Annotated in this window: 12 protein-coding genes; all 12 read left to right on the top strand. The window is 65.4% G+C overall.

Annotation, left to right across the window (positions count from 1 at the left end):
- Positions 1 to 87 precede the first annotated feature (87 nt).
- Positions 88 to 294, top strand: coding sequence for an antitoxin MazE-like protein (locus ACFO0J_RS06405; protein ID WP_376812222.1), 207 nt, complete (start codon positions 88 to 90; stop codon positions 292 to 294).
- On the top strand, positions 294 to 632 hold the full coding sequence (locus ACFO0J_RS06400) for a type II toxin-antitoxin system PemK/MazF family toxin (protein WP_376812221.1): 339 nt from the start codon (positions 294 to 296) through the stop codon (positions 630 to 632). Before ACFO0J_RS06405 ends, ACFO0J_RS06400 begins: the two co-directional genes overlap by 1 nt.
- A gap of 312 nt (positions 633 to 944) precedes the next feature.
- Positions 945 to 2,894: a TonB-dependent receptor domain-containing protein gene (locus ACFO0J_RS06395; RefSeq protein ID WP_376812220.1), complete on the top strand. Its 1,950-nt coding sequence runs from the start codon at positions 945 to 947 to the stop codon at positions 2,892 to 2,894.
- 2 nt (positions 2,895 to 2,896) lie between these two features.
- Positions 2,897 to 3,763 (top strand): cobalamin-binding protein, encoded by an 867-nt coding sequence (locus ACFO0J_RS06390; protein WP_376812219.1) that lies wholly within the window; start codon positions 2,897 to 2,899, stop codon positions 3,761 to 3,763.
- Positions 3,764 to 3,867: 104 nt separating this feature from the next.
- Positions 3,868 to 5,292 carry an SrfA family protein gene (locus ACFO0J_RS06385; RefSeq protein ID WP_376812218.1) on the top strand — a complete coding sequence of 475 codons (1,425 nt, stop codon included), beginning with the start codon at positions 3,868 to 3,870 and terminating at the stop codon, positions 5,290 to 5,292.
- Between the two features lie 31 nt (positions 5,293 to 5,323).
- Positions 5,324 to 8,359, top strand: coding sequence for a virulence factor SrfB (locus ACFO0J_RS06380; protein ID WP_376812217.1), 3,036 nt, complete (start codon positions 5,324 to 5,326; stop codon positions 8,357 to 8,359).
- On the top strand, positions 8,356 to 11,148 hold the full coding sequence (locus ACFO0J_RS06375) for a virulence factor SrfC family protein (RefSeq protein ID WP_376812216.1): 2,793 nt from the start codon (positions 8,356 to 8,358) through the stop codon (positions 11,146 to 11,148). Before ACFO0J_RS06380 ends, ACFO0J_RS06375 begins: the two co-directional genes overlap by 4 nt.
- Positions 11,138 to 12,151, top strand: a complete 1,014-nt coding sequence (locus tag ACFO0J_RS06370; protein WP_376812215.1) for a hypothetical protein — start codon at positions 11,138 to 11,140, stop codon at positions 12,149 to 12,151. Before ACFO0J_RS06375 ends, ACFO0J_RS06370 begins: the two co-directional genes overlap by 11 nt.
- Positions 12,148 to 14,115, top strand: coding sequence for a vWA domain-containing protein (locus ACFO0J_RS06365; protein ID WP_376812214.1), 1,968 nt, complete (start codon positions 12,148 to 12,150; stop codon positions 14,113 to 14,115). Before ACFO0J_RS06370 ends, ACFO0J_RS06365 begins: the two co-directional genes overlap by 4 nt.
- On the top strand, positions 14,115 to 14,891 hold the full coding sequence (locus ACFO0J_RS06360) for an ABC transporter ATP-binding protein (protein ID WP_376812213.1): 777 nt from the start codon (positions 14,115 to 14,117) through the stop codon (positions 14,889 to 14,891). The genes ACFO0J_RS06365 and ACFO0J_RS06360 overlap by 1 nt, the downstream gene beginning before the upstream one ends.
- Complete coding sequence (locus ACFO0J_RS06355; protein ID WP_376812212.1) at positions 14,888 to 16,099, top strand: ABC transporter permease; 1,212 nt, start codon at positions 14,888 to 14,890, stop codon at positions 16,097 to 16,099. The genes ACFO0J_RS06360 and ACFO0J_RS06355 overlap by 4 nt, the downstream gene beginning before the upstream one ends.
- The gene (locus ACFO0J_RS06350; protein WP_376812211.1) at positions 16,089 to 17,675 is read left to right on the top strand and encodes a formylglycine-generating enzyme family protein; all 1,587 of its coding nucleotides are present in this window, start codon (positions 16,089 to 16,091) and stop codon (positions 17,673 to 17,675) included. Before ACFO0J_RS06355 ends, ACFO0J_RS06350 begins: the two co-directional genes overlap by 11 nt.
- The last annotated feature ends 48 nt before the right edge of the window (positions 17,676 to 17,723 follow it).

The following is a 17,723-nucleotide window of genomic DNA, read 5'->3' as shown; positions in this document are numbered from 1 at the left end:
CGGGCAGGATCAAAAGGCTACGCAGCACTTGCTGCCTGTGTGGGCACGGGGTAGCCTGTTCACCATGATCCACACAGCGGGGGCCCCATGGCACACGTACGTTCTCATTCGACACGGCAGCCCGCATCTCCAGCGTCCAACGATGCGCAGCGTCGGCAGGCATCTGATCGCCGCAACGCAGACGATGTTCAACGGCTCAAGGCGCAATGCAGCGCACTTCAGAATGACCCTGCAGAGCAAGACGTTCTGGCCTGGACCGAAGCAGCAGCGCACGATATCAAAGGCTGGCGCTGATGCGGCGCGGCAGCCTTGTCGCGGTTTCTTTGCCCGGCGCCTATGGCAAACCCCGACCTGCTCTGGTCATTCAATCCGACCTGCTGGCTGAACTCGACAGCATCATCGTCTGCCCCATCACCAGCAAGATCCGTCAGGCCGACTTCAGAATCACGGTCGAACCCAACGACACGAATAGACTGCTCACCCAGTCTCAGATCATGGTGGACAAAATCTCCACCCTGCCCAAAATGCGGGTTGGCTCAGTTTTCGAGCAACTAGACACCCCCACGATCAAGGCCGTCGAACGCGCCCTGCTGACCGTCACTGGCATTGCCCTGATCCGCCATCTGCATTAATCACCGCAAGGCGGCCATGATAAAATGCGCCGCGAAACAGGTATGCCTCCCGCCGACCCGGCGCGAGGCATTCAAACAGGAAACAAAGGGTTCGCCAGGGCTTATCGCCCGCTGCTGAACCCGGATGTGCTGCCCCCGCAACGGTGCGCGCGCACGGCCTCCAGGCCGGTGCCCGCCAGCCCGATACTGGCCTGCTTCGACACCTGACCCGCCCGACGCGGCCGTCCTCATCCCCATACTCACCGGCGGATCACGGCCCTCGGGCGTTTTTCCATACCGGCGTGCGGGGACGCACGCCATACAGGGCCTATCATGTCGATCCCGTTCTCCCGGCGCAGCCTTGCGGCCGCCTGTTGTCTGTTCCCCCTGGCCGTCACGGCCCAAACCTCCGCCTCCGGCGCCGCCGCCGTCCCGGTGCTGAAGGACATCGTCGTCACCCCCAGCCGCAGTGCCGAACCCTTGGCCGACGCCATCGGCGACGTCACCGTCATCGGGCCGAAGCAACTGTCCGAAGCGCGCGGCGACAGCATGGCTGAGATCATCGGGCGGGCGCCGGGAGTGCAATTTGCGACCAACGGCGGGCCGCAGACTGTGACCAGCCTGTTCACCCGCGGCACGAATTCCGCCCACACGCTGGTATTGATCGACGGCATGCGGATCAATGGATCCACCGACGGAGGCGCACAATTTCCCGCCATCGACCCCGCCATGGTCGAACGCGTCGAGATCCTGCGCGGCGCGGCCAGCAGCCTGTATGGTTCGGACGCCATCGGCGGCGTGGTCAATATCATCACGAAAAAAGGCGAACAGGATCGTCCCCTGTCGGCCTGGGCCAACGTCGGCTACGGCACCTATGAAACAGCCAAGTCCAGCCTGGGCCTGTCCGGTGCCAGCGATGGCTGGGATTACAGCTTTTCGACAAGCGCGGCGACCAGCAAAGGGTTTGATGCCCTGCGTCGGCGCAAAGCCAACAACAGCCCCATCGCGGGCTATTACCCGGACAAGGACGGCTATCGCAGTCATGCCGTTTCCGGCACACTCGGCTATCGCTGGGCTGAAGGCCACCGCATCGGCCTGACCGCCTATAACGGATATATGGATGGCGACTATGACAACCAGTTCGTACCCTATCCGAATACCTATGCGATCTCCCGGCAACAGGCCTACGGCCTGAGCAGCACCGATCGCATCACCGACTGGTGGGAAAGCGACCTGCGCTTTGGTTTTACCAAGGACAGCAACGACAATCGCAGCGACTCCTCCAGCGTGTTCAGTTCGCTCAAGCGCCACTACAGCTGGATCAACACCTTCAAGCCACACGCCGATCACAGAATTTCGGTTCTGTTGGAGCGCCAGGAAGAACGCGTCCAGAGCTCGACGACCCGATATGACCAGGAGGCGCGCAATACCAATGCCGCAGCCCTGATCTACAAAGGCCGCATCGACCGCCTGCACACCCAGGCCAGCGTACGCAACGACAATATTTCGGGCTACGGCAATCAGACGACTGGCAGTCTGGGTCTGGATTTTGACCTGACCGATACCTGGCAGATCGGGATCGCAGGCAACACGGGCTTTCATGCCCCGACCTTCAACGATCTGTACTGGCCCTTCGAACTGTACACATGGGGCGGCTTTCCCACCGGTTCCTATTCGGGCAATCCGAACCTGAAGCCGGAAAAATCCAAGAACGTCGAAGCGCATGTCCAATACCAAACGGCTGACACGCTCTTGCGGGCCACGATCTATCAAAACAAGATCAAGAACCTGATCATCTATGATTCCACGGAACCCATCCCCTTCTTTACCGAAGACACGATGCGCAATCTGAATGCAGCGACCATCCGCGGGATCACCCTGACAGCCGAGCATAAGATCGAAAATACGACATTGCGTGCGAGTGCAGATTTCCTGGACCCGCGCAACGACGACCCTCAACAGGCCAAGGGATTTACCCCAGCAGAAGGCTCCACCCTGCCCCGCCGCGCCCGCCAAGTCTTCCACCTGGGTGTCGAACACCGCATCCAGGCGCTCAAACTGGGCGCGGAATACCAGTACACGGGAAATCGCTACGAAGACGCCGCCAACACCAACCGCCTTGGCGGCTTCTCCCTGGTCAACCTGACCGCCGCCTATGACTTCAACAAGTCCCTGGGCGTACAGGTGCGCTGGAACAACATCCTGAACAAGGACTACGTGCTGGTGGACGGCTACAACACGCCGGGTTCCAATGTGTTCGTGAACCTCTCCTGGCGGATGTAAACATGCAGCAGCGGACGGCGGTCGGCTTGGGCGCATGGCGGCGACGCCTGCCGCGTCTGGCCGCCGCTGTCTGCCTGTGTCTGGCGGGGGCCGCCTGGGCGTCCCCGCCCCGCGTCATCACCCTGGCGCCCAACGCCACCGAACTGGTTTACGCCGCCGGGGCCGGCGCCGACATCGTCGGCACGATCCTGCGCAGCGACTATCCGCCCGAAGCGCGCGACATCCCGCGCGTCGGCGACGGCATCCAGTTCAGCGAAGAACTCATCCTGACCCTGCGCCCGACCCTGGTGATCGGATGGCAGCCGTCCGACGGCACACGATCTCTGGCGCAACGCCTGGCCCCGCTGGGCGTGCCCCTGATCTATACCGACCCGAAATCACTGGACGACATCCCCGACCTGATTCGCGACCTGGGCGCACGCCTGGGCACGCAGCGCGCCGCCGAAGACACGGCGCGCGACCTGGAGCGCCGCATCCGCGCCCTGCGACCGGCGCCGCCCCCGCCACAAACCGTCTTCATCGAAATCAGCGCGGATCCGCTGTACACGCTGGGCCGGGATCCCCTGACCAACGATCTGCTGGCACGCTGCGGCGGCATCAATCCCTATGCCGACAGCGCGATCCCCGCGCCGCAGGTCAGTGTGGAGTCGGTGCTGCACCTGAACCCCCACGTGCTGATCCTGTCGCCCTACGGCCGCGACACTCTGGCCGCCCGACAGGCGTGGTGGGCGCAACACGGCCTGGCGGCCGCCCACGCAGACCGCATCTACGCGATCGACGCCGACCAGTTGCACCGCCCGGGCCCGCGCCTGGTCGATGCGGCCGAGACGATCTGCGCGGACTTGCGCGACAGCCGCGCCCGGCCTTGAGGCTGGATAAAGGGGTGTTTTTCCCGACTGATTCATCCTCTTCAAAATGTTAGCATTAGGCCATTTTCTGATCTGTCAATAATACTTACATCACAGGGGCCTACATGCGGGGAGCACTCCTTCGTAGCGGCAAAATCGAAGACTACGACGCTCTCGGCGAAGCCGGCACGGCCGTGCATCGTATGGCTCAGCAACTGCGCGAAGCCGTCCGCCGCCAGGGGCCGGAACTGGTCGGACATCTCGCCATCCCGCAGATCAATCAGGCGGGCGACAGCATCGATTGGTATGCGCCCAAATCGGGGCCCGTCATCCCCTGGTCCTCCTCCACAGAAGACGAACGCATTCCGGCACGCGCCCAGATGGAGACCTGGAAAGCCGGGCTGCAAGCCCTCAGCACCCGGCTGCTGAATGCGCACGCCGATACGCCGAACAGCGACACGGCGCTGTTCGCCAAGCTGCTCGGCCGGGTGCCTCATTTCCCGGACGAATCATACGTTTACTTGGTCGATGGGACGCCCGTCGTCACGTTCTGGGGCTTTGATCACGCCGGCGCGGACCGCATGCGCAATCCGCTGCTCTGCCTCTACTCGCCGCCGCCGGCCCCCATCCCTGCCAGTCCCCTCCCGGCTCCGACAATCGCGCCGACAGTCGCCGCCGCCACACTGCCGTGGTGGAAACGCTGGTGGTGGCTGCTGCTGTTGCTTCCCTTGCTGCTCCTGCTGCTGTTCGGGCTGCGCGGCTGCTCGTCCCCCGGACTGCCAGCCTGGCTACCGTTCACGGCCTCGACGCCCGACCTGCGCACCCCGCAGGTCCCTGCAGTGGATGTAGCGCCGCCCCAGGGCACGGGGCCGGCCCTCTCCGGCACGGCGCCCGCACCGGGCACGGGCCTGAATGTCGCGGACGGCACCGTCCTCGTTCCCTCCGTAGATGCGGCCGCGCCCGCCGTGCCGGTCACGGAACCGGACACCGCGCCCGTCCTGCCGGACGCAGGCTCGGCAGACGCAGACTCGGCCCCCGCGCTGCCGGACTCCGAGCCGCCGGTCCCCATCCCTCCTCCCGAGGCAGATCCGGCAGACGCGCCGTCCCAGGACGCCGACGCGGCCTCCTCCACCCCGCCCCAGCTCGACCCCGACGTGCCCCCGCCCGCTCCGGATCAGCCCGGCGCCCTGAACCTGCCGCCGAACCTGGCCAACGGGCCCGCTGACTTTCTGAATGGCCAATGGCGCGCAGGCGCCGGCATCCAGGACGCGCAAACCGGCAAGCCGCTGCGGCTGGAATATCAATTCAAGGACGGCAAAGGCCAGGTCACGGTCACGCGCGGCAACGCCACCTGCCAGGGGCCGGTGTCCGCCGCCATGGAAGGGGGGGCGCTGCAAATCACCCCGAACGGCCAGGCGCAGTGTTCGGACGGCGGCCAGTACGAATTACCCCAGATCCAGTGCAAACCTGGCGCAACGACCTCGGCGAATTGCGCCGGTCACTACCGCGACATGCGCTTCCCGCTGAGCATGCGCCAGGCGGGCGGCTGAGGCCCCCGCCCCCACTCACAGTAGGTTCGACATGTATCCCGAGATTCCGCGCTACGAAAACGAAATCAGCCTGGTGGCCGATACCGGCCTGCAATTCATGGATTTCGCCCTGCTCCTGGATATCCGCAAGGAACCCTCCGGGCAGTTTGCCCGCCTGTCCGACAAGACGCTGACCCGGCTCTTTCATAATGAGGACCGGGACTACCACTTCTACGAGCCCGTCCCCGGCGAGGTCCAGCGAGCCAAGCCGCTGGACGATCTGGACACCTCGATGAAAAGCAGCCTGGCGCTGCTCGAAGGCCTCTGGCTGCCGCTGCCGTTCTTTCGCTTCACGCATCCGGCCCGTTTCGAGGAAGGCCCTTGCAACTGGGCGCGCGCCCGTCTGGTGACGCTGGCCGAACCCGACATTCTGGGCAACACGCACCGCCTGACGCTGGCCTTCGACACACGGCTGATGCCGGCCGCCAAAGGCGCAGCCTATCTGGCGCCCAACGAAGAAGACCTGCGTTCCGGCTCGCTGTTCCGCATCGCCTTCACCTGCCAGGAGATCAGTTGGTTCCTGTCCCAGGACTGGGTCTCGGAATGGCTGCAGGAAACCTACCGTGAACGCATCGGCCGCAAGCCGATGGACGAGATCGAGGCCGACCTCAAGGCGCTCCGGCATCTGGCCCACTATCTGAATTTCCTCAGCTTGATGAGCTGCACGGCGGTGTCCCGTGAAAGCGAAGTCGAACCCAAGGTTGCCATTCCCGACATCAAGGTCGTGGACAAGAAGGGCAGCTACGGCAGCAAACCCATCCCCGTGGACCTGATCCTGGACGTGGGCAATTCCCGCACCTGCGGCATCCTGATCGAGGATCACGCCCAATCCGGTTCCGGCCTGAAACAGAATTACGTGCTGCAACTGCGTGACCTGGGCAGCGCCGATCAGGTCTACAGCGAGGCCTTCCAAAGCTGCGTGGAATTCGCCCAGGCCTCGTTCGGCAAGGATCACCTGTCCGTCAAAAGCGGCCGGCATGACGCCTTCCAATGGCCCACCATTGCACGCGTGGGCGGCGAGGCCGCCCGATTGGCGGCCCGACGCCTGGGCACCGAAGGGTCCACCGGACTGTCCAGCCCGAAACGCTATCTATGGGACGAAAAGGCCTATGACCACGGCTGGCGCTTCAACACCGCCTATGTCGCTTCGGAAAACGAACCGCTGGCCACGGCCGCCCCGTTCTCGACCCTGATCAACGACCTGGGAGACGCCCTCTATACCCTGGATGAAGACGAGCGCATGCCGGTGTTCTCGCCGAAATACTCGCGCAGCTCGCTCATGACCTTCATGCTGGCCGAGGTCCTGACCCAGGCGCTGTCGCAGATCAACAGCCCGGGACAACGGTCGCGCCAGGGGCACGCCCGCACCCCGCGCAACCTGCGCAAGATCATCCTCACCGTTCCGCCGGGCATGCCGCAAGCGGAACGCAGCCTGTTCCAGAACCGCGTCGAACAGGCCCGCAATCTGGTCTGGGCCTCGCTGGGCTGGATCGACGGCGAACAGGCGCCCGAAGACACCCAGACCGAGGACGACATCAAAGTCCCGGACATCGTCATCAAATGGGATGAGGCGTCCTGCGGGCAACTGGTCTATCTGTATACCGAGATCTGCGAAAACTACGCCGGCCACCCCGAAGAATTCTTCGCCGACCTGGCGCAGGCCGACAAACCCCGGCGCGACCGTATCACGATCGGCACCATCGACATCGGCGGCGGCACGACCGACCTCGTCATCACCGACTACAGCCTGAACGGCGGCCAAGGATCCGGCAGCAACGTCTTCATCGTCCCCGAACAGCGTTTCCGGGATGGGTTCAAGGTCGCCGGCGACGACATCCTGCTGGATGCCATCCAGATGTTCATCCTGCCCAACCTGGAACAGGCGCTGCGCCAGGCCGGCATCGCAGAACCGGAACCGCTGCTTTCCAAGCTCTGCGGCAGCGACAGCATCAGCGTGCAGGACGGTGTGCTGCGGCAGCAGTTGAACCTGCAAGTCTTCACGCCCCTGGCCCTGCGCCTGCTGAAAGACTACGAGCACTACGACCCTGAAATGCCGCCCCCGGCCCAGACACTGAGCTATCGGGAATGGCTCGGCGACCAGGCCATCAGCACGTCCGTGCGGGATTTCGTCAACACCGAAGTCTCGCGGGCCTGCGGCCGCGCAGGGGCCTTCGAACTGAACGAGGTCCCGCTGTCCATGGACCTCGGCGCGGTGCATGCGGCCTTCTTCAGCGAGACCTTCAACCTGTGCAAGACCCTGACGGCCCTGTGCGAGGTGGTGCATGCCTACCGCTGCGACATCCTGCTGCTGACGGGCCGCCCCTCGAACCTGCCGGGTGTTCCGCTGTTCGTGCGCAAACTGCTGCCGCTGCCCCCCAGCCGCATTCTGCCGATGCGCCACTATCGCAGCGGCAGCTGGTTCCCGTTCCACGTCAATGGCCGGATCCAGGACCCGAAGGCCACCGCATCCGTGGGGGCCATGCTGTGCTGGCTGTGCGAAAACTCGCGCCTGCCGAACTTCTATTTTCAGACGGCCGAGCTGCGGCCCTACTCGACCCTGCGGCATCTGGGCATCATCGACAGCAACAACATCATCAAGGATGCCGACCTGGCCTACACCGACATTCCGGTGGACGCCGAGAGCAACTGCATCCAGTTGCCGGAAGACTCCGAGAGCGGCCCCGCCATCGAAATGCGCGGCGACATCCGCCTGGGGTTCCGTCAACTGGCGCTGCAGCGCTGGGCTGCCGCGCCGCTCTACAACCTGCAATACACGGACAGGGGCCGCAAGGCGTACGCCGATTCGCACCAATCTCTGGTGCTGCGCGTGACGCTCAAGGCCAGGCCGCAGGCGAAAAAACAGGCGGCCGCCGGGCTGATCAGCGATCGCCTGGAGATCGCCAGCGCCACCTCCCAGGACGGCGAGGACATGAAGCGGCTCATCACGCTGGAATTGAACACCATGCTGGGCGCCGGACTGGGCGACAGCAAGTATTGGCTGGATAGCGGGAGCGTCAAACGGACATGAAACAAGTGACAGACCGACAACACCAGATTCGTGATCAATGGACGGCCGTCTACGAAGGCGCCGGCCAGGCGCTGGGCTGGATCGCGAACACCCGCAGCAAGAGCACCCCGCGCCTGGACAGCGAGGCCGACAGCCTGAACCTGCGCCTGCGCCAGGCACGCAACCAGGCACGCACCCTGCAGCGCGTGGCCACCCGCCCCATGACCGTGGGTTTCTTCGGCCTGTCGCAGGCCGGCAAGTCCTATCTGATCTCGGCCCTGGCGGCCGGCGTCGACGGCCAGTTGATCACCAACTACGGCGGGCAGGAAATCGACTTCATCGCCCACGTCAACCCGCCCGGCGGCGGCAAGGAAGCCACCGGCCTGGTGACGCGCTTCAGCCCGACCGCCCAGGCGGGTCCGGCCGACTTCCCGATCGAGCTGCAACTGTTCCGTGAAATCGAGCTGGCGAAGCTGTTCACCAACACCTATTTCAACGATTTCGACCAGACCCGGGTCGACTACCGCCTCGACGAAGACCGGATCCGTACCCTGCTGGCCCGCTTCGAAGGCAGGGACGCCCAGGCGCCCGCCTCCAGCAATGGCGTGGACGCCGACAACGTCGTCGAACTCTACGACTACGTCCGCAACAACTACCGTAATCAGGTGGCTGCGCTGGAGACCAGTTACTGGCCTCAAGTCATGCGCCTGGCCCCCGTCCTGAACAGCGACGAGCGCGCCGCCCTGTTTTCCATCCTCTGGGGGGAACAGGATGCGCTGACCCAGGCGTACCGGGCCCTGGCCCAGGCCCTGAATGCGCTGGGCCATGCCGAACGCGCCTACGCACCGCTGTCGGCGCTGGTCCAGCCGGACGGACAGGGCGGGTATCGCCAGGACGGCAGCATCATGAACGTCGACACCCTGGAACGCCTGGGGACCGCGCGCGACACCCCCATGCAGGTCCGCCCTGTGGCGCTGTCGGCCTCCGGCGAGGCCACGCTGGGCAACCCCGTCTCGATCTCGACGGCCCAATTGACCGCCCTGACCGCCGAACTGACCTTTCCGCTGATCCAGGCCCCGGCCCGGGCAGCCGCCCAGGCCGTCGATCTGCTGGACTTCCCGGGCTATCGCGGCCGGCTGAAGATCACGGACATGGCCGCGGCCGGCCAGGACGGCAGCAATCCGATTTCCCAGTTGATCCTGCGCAGCAAAGTCTCCTACCTGTTCGAACGCTATACCGACGACCAGGAAATGAACGGTCTGGTCCTGTGCACCAGCGGCATCAAGCAAAGCGACGTCAACGACGTCGGCCCGGTGCTGACGCGCTGGATCGAAAAAACGCAGGGCCTGGATGCCGCAGAGCGCAGCCGGCGCGTACCCGGCCTGATGTGGGCGATCACGATGATGGACCGCCGCCTGGAAGACGTGGTCAAGCTGCCCGCCAATGCGCTGCCCGAAAGCTGGAGCGGCCTGATCCAGATGTGCATGACCGAGCGCTTCAAGCAGTTCGACTGGCTGCATCAGTGGACGCCGGACACGCCGTTCAACAATACCTTCCTGCTGCGCAAACCGGGCATGGAAGCGTCCTTCCTGGAAGAAGACGCGAACCACCGCGAAACCGGCATCCGGACCGGGTTCGAAGACCGCCTGGACACCGCGGCGGCCGCCTACCGGGACAATGCCGCCATCCAGCGCCACATCGGTGCGCCCGTCGACACCTGGAACGCCTTGATGGCCCTGAACGACGGCGGCCTGAGCCGCCTGGGCGATCACCTGGAAAAAATCGCGCCGCTGGATTTCAAGCTGGAACGGCTCGAAGAACAACTGCACAGCGTGCTGGATGAACTGGTCACCAAAAAGCTGGGCTCCTGGCTGCACCAGGGCGGCGCCGGCGCCGGCGACCAGAAACGCCTGAAGGCGGAAGCCCTGGTGACCGAGCTCGCACCGAAGACTCCGGTCCTGTCCGAGCTTCTGCATGCCCTGCAGCCCGACCAGCAAGCCCTGCGCGAAATCTATCTGAACGGCGCCACGGAGGACGACACCGCGTCCGAGCAGGAAGACGGCGCCGACACTTCAAGCGCCGCAGCTGGGCAGCCCGCCGGCGGCAGCCCGGGCCTGAGCAGCCCGTTTGCCGCCCCGGCGGCCGGGCTGTCTTCGCCGTTTGCAGCCAAACCGGCAGGGCTGGCCTCGCCCTTCGCCGCGTCCGCGACGGCAGCGCCCGCCCAAGCGGTGGAACGCCAAAGCCTGGATCACCAATACGCGCGCCTGGTCTTCAAGTCCTGGATCAGCCATCTGCGCCAATTCCCGCAACGCAGCGTCCAACTGCATCTGCTGGGCTTGCCCAAGACTCTGGTCGACGATCTGGTCGACGAGATCATCACCGCAGCCAGCCGCCTGCACCTGGAAGACACGCTGAAAACCGTCTTTCTGCAACGCGCCCAAAGCGGCACGCGACGCGATCAACTGGCGGCCCGCCGCGCCCTGGCCGCCAGCCTGCTGCTGGGCGACTTCCTGGCCGACCTGGGCAGCGCCAGCCTGCCGGAAGACCGCCAGCCGGAAAACCTGTGGGCGCAAGGCCAAAAAGCCTTCACCCCCGTCCCCGAAATCCCGTCCGGACACTTGCCCAGCCTGCCGCCGCAGGCACTGGACCAGGCGCTCGCCTTCGCGCAGCGCTGGTTGTCCGCACTGTATGCCGCCATCATCGAAAACGCGGGGCACAGCGCCGGCAGCGAGATCAGCGTGGTGCAAAACACCGCCCTGATCCAGGTCATCGGCACCTTCCCCGCCGCAGGAGTCTCGCATGCTGCTTAACCTGGACCCGACCGAACGCAACCTGCCGGGAGAAGCCCTGCTCAGCATCCGCAAATGGGGCGGCGCGGACACGAACCTGCAGCTCACCATCCAGCGCAACCAGGATCAGTATTACCTGCAGGCCGACGGCTCCTGGAACTCGCCGCCCTACGGGTTCATCATCGACCGACTGGAGACGCACGGGGACCAACAGTCCGTCGCCGTGGGTCCCCAGGTCGTGGATCCCTTGCTGGCCGTCAACAATGCCACCTTCATGATCCAGATGCAGGACGCCGACGGCCACAAAGAAGCCTCCGTCCTGCGCTGCGCCCGCACGCTGCTGGGCTCGTCGGCCAGCGGCGAAACCGTGTCCCCCTATGCCTTCGGCCGTCTGCAGGCGCCGCCGGCGCCCGTCGCCCCCGAGCCGCCGCCTGCGCCGGAACCGGAACCCGCTCCGGAACCCGTGCCCATCCCGGAGACCCCCGTCACACCGCCCGCCAAGCCGCGCAGCCCGCTGATCCTGATCGTGCTGCTCATCCTGCTGGCCCTGATTGCCGCAGGCGCGTACTGGTGGTGGTCCCAGCGCAGCCCGGCGCCGGCCGATCCGGCTCCGGTCACGGAACCGGCGGCGGAGCCCGCGGCGGAACCGGCCGCCGGCCCGGCGGCCGCAGCGCCGGCCGCCCCCTGCGATCTGACCGGCTTCCAGGCGCAAAACGAGCTGGCTTTTGTCAAGGCCTGCGCCACCTCGAACACCGGCACCGACGCCTTGCTGGAAACCATTGCGCAAGCCAAGGCGGCCGGCTATTGCGGCGTGGCCCAACGCCTGTATGCCAATCGCGGCCAGGCCGGCGACAGCCGCATCGCCCTGGCTTACGCCCGCGAATACGATCCGAAATTCCACCAGGCCAATGCCTGCTTCAAGGAAGCCGACCCCGCCATCGCCGTCTACTGGTACGAGGCGGTGCTGGACAAGGACCCAGATAACGCACTGGCCAAGGAGCGCCTGCAGGAGTTGCCGAAATGAAACGCGCATGGACGGCCCGCGCCGGGCTGATGCTGGCCCTGGGGCTCTGCTGCGGCCTGGCCCAGGCCGCCGACAAGCCCTTGTTGCAAGAGGGCAAGAAATCCCTCTATCAACGCGTGCTGACCACGCCGGGCTGCCAGCTCGTCCAGGCGCCCGGCACGGCCCAGGGCGCGGCCCAGCCGGCCTTCAGCCGGTTCTACGTCTATGAACGACAGCAGGCGCAGCAGCAAGACTGGCTGCGGGTCGGGCCGGACACCTTCGGCAAGACCGCGGGCTGGGTGAAAGCGGACTGCACGGTCGACTGGAAAATGCAGTTGACCCTGGCCTTCACCAACCCCGCCAATCGCGACCGCCTGCTGTTCTTCAAGGACCGGGACACGCTGGAACACGTGCTGGACGCGCCTGACCCGGTGGTCGAGGTCGCCCCCTTGCGCAGCAAGCTCAAGAACCAGCAGTCCACGGACAAGGTCCTGGCGCAGGAACCCGAGACCTTTATCGATCTGCAAAAACAGTTCTATCTGCTGCCCATCCTGGACAGCGACGAATTCATGACGGAAGAAGGTTTCCGCATGCGTTTGCTGAACGTCGCCTCGGTCAGTGCGACTCCGCCGGCCGCGACGCCGGCGCAGGCCGACCCGGCGGATACGGCCCGCCGCATGAAGGAATTCTCGGCCGCCGTCGTCTTCGTGATCGACTCGACCATTTCGATGGACCCCTACATCGAGCGCACTCGGGAAGCCGTGCGCAAGGTCTATCAAACGATCGAAGCCGAACAACTGGGCCAGCAAGTCAAGTTCGGCCTGGTCGCCTTCCGCTCCAGCGTCAAAGCCGTACCGGGCCTGCAATACGTCACGCAGATGTACGCCGACCCCAATACCGTCAAGGACAGCCAGGACTTCCTGGCCAAGGTCGCCAACCTGAAACAGGCGTCGGTGTCCAGCAAGCTCTATGCCGAAGACGCCTACGCCGGTGTCATGCAGGCCATCGACAGCATCGATTGGCACAATTTCGGGGCGCGCTACATCGTGCTGATCACCGACGCCAGCGCCATCGAGGGCGGCAACGCCCTCTCGTCCACCGGACTGGATGCCGGCCAGGTGCGGCTCGAAGCCACCCGTCCGGGCGTGGCCATCTACACCTTGCACCTGAAATCCGACGCCGGGAAAAAGGACCACGCCCGCGCCGAAGCCCAGTACCGCGACCTGTCGACCTACGCCGGCACCAACACCACGCTGTACTACCCGGTCAACGCCGGCGACGTGAATGAATTCGGCGCCAAGGTCGATGCCCTGGCCGCCGCCATCACGGCCCAGGTCAAGGCGGCCTACAGCGGCGAAGACGCCATCGGCAGCGCCTCCAACGCCCAGGATGACAAGTCCGCCGAGCCCCAGGACCCCATGCTGCAGGACAGCGCCCTGATCGGGCATGCCATGCGCCTGGCCTACCTGGGTTCCAAGACCGGTGCGGCTGCGCCGCCCGTCTTCCGGGCCTGGATCGCGGACCGCGACCTGATCAAGCAGGACATCGCCACGACCGACGTGCGCATCCTGCTGACCAAGGCGCAACTGAGCGATCTCAGTGACGTGCTGCGGCAGGTCCTGCAAGCCGCCAACGAGGGGCTGATCTCGCCCGCCGACATGTTCGCCCGTCTGCGCTCGGTGGCGGCCACGATGGGGGCCGACCCCAACCAGCTCAAGCAGGACACCAGCACCACGCTGCAGGGCCTGGGCATCATGGACGAATACCTGGAAGGCCTGCCCTATCGCAGCGACGTGCTGAACCTGGACGAAGACACCTGGAAGAACTGGGACGCCCTGACCCAGGAAAAATTCATCCGCACGCTGGACGCCAAACTGCGGCTGTACCGGCGCTACAACGAGGACGTGGACCGTTGGGTGTCCCTGGCCGAAGGCAGTGATGCGCGGGACTACGTCTATCCCGTCCCGCTGGAGGCCATGCCCTGATGCCTCTGCTGGAGATCGAGGGCTTGCACGTCCAGCGCGGCGAGGGCGCCGGCGCCTATCGGGTCGAACTGCCCCGCCTCAGCCTGGAAGCCGGAGAGGCCGTCGCCATCACCGGCGAGAGCGGCTGCGGCAAAAGCACGCTGCTCGAAAGCATCGGCCTGCTGCTGGCCCCGACGCAACTCCAGCGCTACCAGTTGGGTGCGGCCGGTCCGATCCAGCCCCTGCTGGCGCAGCGCGACGAACACCGGCTGGCGGCGATCCGCGCCCGCCACCTGGGCTTCGTGCTGCAGAGCGGCGGCCTGCTGCCTTATCTGTCGGTCAGGGACAACATCGCCCTGCCGCGACGGCTGACGGGCCAGCCGAACCCCAGCCCGCAGGAACTGCAGGCGATCGAGACCCTGGGCCTGTCGGACCGGCTGGATGCCAAGCCGCAGGCCCTGTCGATCGGTGAAAGACAGCGCGCGGCCTTTGTGCGCGCGATTGCCCATGGCCCCAGCCTGCTCCTGGCCGACGAACCGACGGCCGCCCTGGACCCGGGCCGCGCCCGGGATCTGTTCCAGTTGATGCTGGAACTCGTCCGTGGCCTGAAGATCGCCGCGCTGATCGTGTCCCATGACTGGCAGCTCGTGGACCGGTTCGGACTGCGGCGGCTGCAGGCCCGGCCGGGGGAAACGCCACAGGCCGCGACCCGGTTCATGGAAGCCGCCCACGACACCACCCCGGAAACCCTCCGGGCAGCCGGACAGGCATCCGCACTGGAATCCGTACAGCCATGAACCGATGCCGGCTCGTCACGGGTCTGGCCTGGCATGACCTGCGCCACGACCACAAACTCTCCCTGTATCTGATCGCCTCCCTGGTCGCGGTCATCGCTCCGCTGCTGCTGCTGTTCGGACTCAAGCACGGGGTGGTCAGCCAGATGCAGGCCGCCTTGCTGCGCGACCCGGTCAATCTCGAAATCCGCATGCTGGGCAATGGCAATCTGTCGCCCGGCTGGCTGGCCTCGGTCGCGCAGCGCCCCGACGTCGGCTTCACCGTGGGACAGACGCGCTCCCTGAGCGCCGTGGCCGACCTCATCAAGGACCGCAGCCATTTTGCGGCGGACGTCGAAATCCTGCCCACGGCGGCCGGCGACCCGCTGCTGCCGCATGCGGCCCCGGGCCCCGCCGACGACGAGATCGTCCTGAGCGACAAGCTGGCCGCCCAATTGCAGGCCCGCCCCGGGGACACGCTGCAACTGCGTGTCCAGCGCAAGCGTCAGGACACGCGCGAACAGGGCGGCATGCGCGTCCGCGTCGCCGCCATCCTGGACCCCGCCTTCAGCCGACGGCCCCTGATGCTGGTGTCCATGCCGCTGCAGATCGCGCTGGAGCGTTTCTTCGATGGCTATCAGGAACCCTTGCTGGGCATGCATGCCGGCGAGCCCGGCCCCGCCCAGGAAATCGGATTCGCCCGGGCCCGCCTCTATGCCCGGGACATGGACAGCGTCGCCCCGCTGGAGGCCTGGCTGAACGCCCAGCGGATCGAAACCACCAGCCGGCTGCACGAAATCAACAACATCAAGGCCATCAATCAGGTCCTCAGTCTCATCTTCAGCGTGATCGCCCTGACGGCCGTGGCCGGCTGCCTGGCGTCGCTGACGGGCGCCTTCATCGCCAACATCGATCGCAAACGCAAAGACCTGGCCGTGCTGCGCCTGCTGGGCTTCCAGAAACGCGCCATCGCCGGATTCGTCCTGACCCAAGCCTGGAGCCTGACCACGCTGGCTTTCCTGTGCGGCCTGATCGTCTACGCCCTGGGCAGCCTGGCCTTCGATGCCCTGCTGGGCCAGTCCCAGGCCACGGACGGTTTTGCCTGCCGGATCACCCCGACACACATCCTGACCGGGCTGGGCCTGACCTGGCTGGTCGCCCTGGCCGCCTCGCTGCTCGGCGCGCTCCGCGCCCTGCGTGTCCAACCTGCGGAGAGCCTGCGTGAACTCTAAATCAAGCCTGGCGGCAGGATTGCTGCTGCCCCTGCTGTCCTTGCTATGCGCCGCCGGCCAGGCGGAACCCTGGCCCGAACGGGAGTACAACCCGAAGCCGCTGGCCGACGACGTCATCCTGCCCATGCCGTGCGAGGGGTCCATGGTCTTTCGCAAGATCACCGTCCCGTTCGCCGACCCGCTGAAAGACTATCCGATCGAGGTGGGCCAGGAAAACGAGGAATGGGGCTACCTCGAACAGTCCCGTCCGGCCTTCATCGCCGGCAGTTTCACCGAGGCGGGCAAATCGGCCAGGCAGCGCTACTACCTGATGGCCAAATACGAGCTCACCCAGCTCCAATATCAGGCCCTGACGCAGGACAAGGGCTGCCCCAAGCCCGCCAAAGAACTGCGCACCGCGCAGTCCGACATCGGCTGGTTCCAGGCGGTCGCGCTCAGCAACCGCTACAACCTGTGGCTGCAAGAACATGCCTTGAAAAACATCCCGCACGAAGACGGCGCGCCGGGTTTCGTACGACTGCCCACGGAAATCGAATGGGAATTCGCCGCGCGGGGCGGCCAGAAGGTCACGCCGGCCGAATTCCGGCAAACCCTGTACCCGATGGAAAAGGACGATTTGCACGCCTACGAATGGTACAACGACAACAAATCGGCCAACGGCAAGATGCAGCCTGTCGGCCTGCGCAAGCCCAACCCGCTCGGCCTGCATGACATGCTGGGCAATGCGGCGGAAATGATGTTCGAGCCCTTCCAGCTCAACAAGCTCAATCGCCTGCACGGCCAGGCGGGCGGGTTCATCGTCCGAGGCGACAGCTACCTGACGGCCCGGAAAGACTTCCGCACCGCCGCCCGCGCGGAACACCCCTATTACGGCAAGGACGGTCGGGGCGAATATCACGACAAGGCCATCGGCATGCGCCTGGTCATGGTGGCGCCGGCCCTGACGTCCCGCGAGCGGATCGCCGCCATCGACAAAAGCTGGAAAGCTCTGGGAACGGACCAGGGCGGCAAGGATGCCGGCAAACCCGATGCCGTCAAGAACCTGACCGCCTTGACCCAGACCGTCGAAGACAAGGCCCTGAAGCAGAAACTGCAGACGCTGGAACAGCAGTTGCGCGCCAGCAACCAGGAAAACGAGAACGCGCGGGACGAAGCGATCCGGTCGAATCTGAGCCTGGGGGCCTTTCTGTGCACCAAGCTCAAGGACGACGGCCTGTTCGTGGATCTGCTGCAGAAGAACTACGAGATCAACTGCGCGCAAGACGCCGCAGACGACGACAACGCCAAAGTCTGTCAGGCCCGCAAGACGCAACTGGACGATCAGCAGGGGCGTTTGCAGAAGCTGGGGAACTACTACGCCAGCACCATGGCGAGCGCGCGCCGGATCTATAGCCTGCAGCAAGTCGAAAAACAGGTGCCCGTGCAGGAACAGATGCTCCAGGAAGACCCGCGCGTCCAGGGCCTGGTGCCGTATCTGCGCGCGTACTGGAAGCACGCGCAAAGCTATTTGAAAACAGAAAAACGCGACAACGACCGCTGGTTTGCGGACTGCAAGTCGATCCAGCCCGGCTCCTGAGCCCATACACGGCCAGCAGCACATTCATCATTTCATTGAGGGGAAACA

The sequence above is a fragment of the Castellaniella hirudinis genome (assembly GCF_042651965.1).
GTDB classification, from domain to species: Bacteria; Pseudomonadota; Gammaproteobacteria; order Burkholderiales; family Burkholderiaceae_B; genus Castellaniella; species Castellaniella hirudinis.
The sequence above is the reverse complement of the archived record's forward strand: the minus strand, read 5'-3'. Positions and strand labels throughout refer to the sequence as shown.

Coding starts and splice junctions, on each gene's coding strand:
- ACFO0J_RS06375 (WP_376812216.1), top strand. CDS start 8,356: ATGAAACAAGTGACAGACCGACAACACCAGATTCGTGATCAATGGACG.
- ACFO0J_RS06385 (WP_376812218.1), top strand. CDS start 3,868: ATGCGGGGAGCACTCCTTCGTAGCGGCAAAATCGAAGACTACGACGCT.
- ACFO0J_RS06370 (WP_376812215.1), top strand. CDS start 11,138: ATGCTGCTTAACCTGGACCCGACCGAACGCAACCTGCCGGGAGAAGCC.
- ACFO0J_RS06400 (WP_376812221.1), top strand. CDS start 294: ATGCGGCGCGGCAGCCTTGTCGCGGTTTCTTTGCCCGGCGCCTATGGC.
- ACFO0J_RS06360 (WP_376812213.1), top strand. CDS start 14,115: ATGCCTCTGCTGGAGATCGAGGGCTTGCACGTCCAGCGCGGCGAGGGC.
- ACFO0J_RS06355 (WP_376812212.1), top strand. CDS start 14,888: ATGAACCGATGCCGGCTCGTCACGGGTCTGGCCTGGCATGACCTGCGC.
- ACFO0J_RS06405 (WP_376812222.1), top strand. CDS start 88: ATGGCACACGTACGTTCTCATTCGACACGGCAGCCCGCATCTCCAGCG.
- ACFO0J_RS06365 (WP_376812214.1), top strand. CDS start 12,148: ATGAAACGCGCATGGACGGCCCGCGCCGGGCTGATGCTGGCCCTGGGG.
- ACFO0J_RS06390 (WP_376812219.1), top strand. CDS start 2,897: ATGCAGCAGCGGACGGCGGTCGGCTTGGGCGCATGGCGGCGACGCCTG.
- ACFO0J_RS06395 (WP_376812220.1), top strand. CDS start 945: ATGTCGATCCCGTTCTCCCGGCGCAGCCTTGCGGCCGCCTGTTGTCTG.
- ACFO0J_RS06380 (WP_376812217.1), top strand. CDS start 5,324: ATGTATCCCGAGATTCCGCGCTACGAAAACGAAATCAGCCTGGTGGCC.